The sequence below is a fragment of the Serratia bockelmannii genome (genome assembly GCF_008011855.1).
GTDB lineage: Bacteria > Pseudomonadota > Gammaproteobacteria > Enterobacterales > Enterobacteriaceae > Serratia > Serratia bockelmannii.
Genome location: NZ_VOUX01000021.1, coordinates 1 through 532, shown reverse-complemented (window position 1 = coordinate 532; position 532 = coordinate 1). Strand labels below are relative to the sequence as shown.

Annotated in this window: 1 protein-coding gene; it reads left to right on the top strand. The window is 53.0% G+C overall.

The features are described 5' to 3' along the window. Positions 1-532, top strand: a 532-nt coding sequence (locus FOT55_RS12515) for a PDDEXK nuclease domain-containing protein (RefSeq protein WP_147823511.1), incomplete at both ends; no start/stop codon positions are given.

The following is a 532-nucleotide window of genomic DNA, read 5'->3' as shown; positions in this document are numbered from 1 at the left end:
AAAACTGGAGTGTCCGGCAGCTCGACCGCCAAATCAACACGCTTTTCTATGACCGCCTGCTGGCCAGCCGAGACAAGAAAGCTGTGAAAGAGGAGATTTCCCGTACCGAACCCGGACGTGTCGAACCCAAAGAGATCATCCGCGACCCGTATATCCTGGAGTTTCTCGGTATCCCGCAGGGAGAGCATTTTCTGGAAACCGATCTGGAGCAACTGCTCATCAGCCGCTTGCAGCGCTTGATGCTCGAACTCGGGAAAGGCTTCGCCTTCGTCGCGCGACAGAAGCGTATCTCCTTCGATGACAAGCATTTCTACATCGACCTGGTCTTTTACAATTACCTGGCCCGTTGTTTCGTTTTAATAGACCTTAAATCCGGGGAGCTGACCCATCAGGATTTGGGGCAGATGCAGATGTATGTCAATTACTACACCCGTGAGTTGATGAATCCCGGGGATAACCCTCCGGTGGGTATCGTCCTCTGCGCGGAGAAAAACGACGCGGTCGTCCGTTATACGCTGCCCGAAGATGAAAA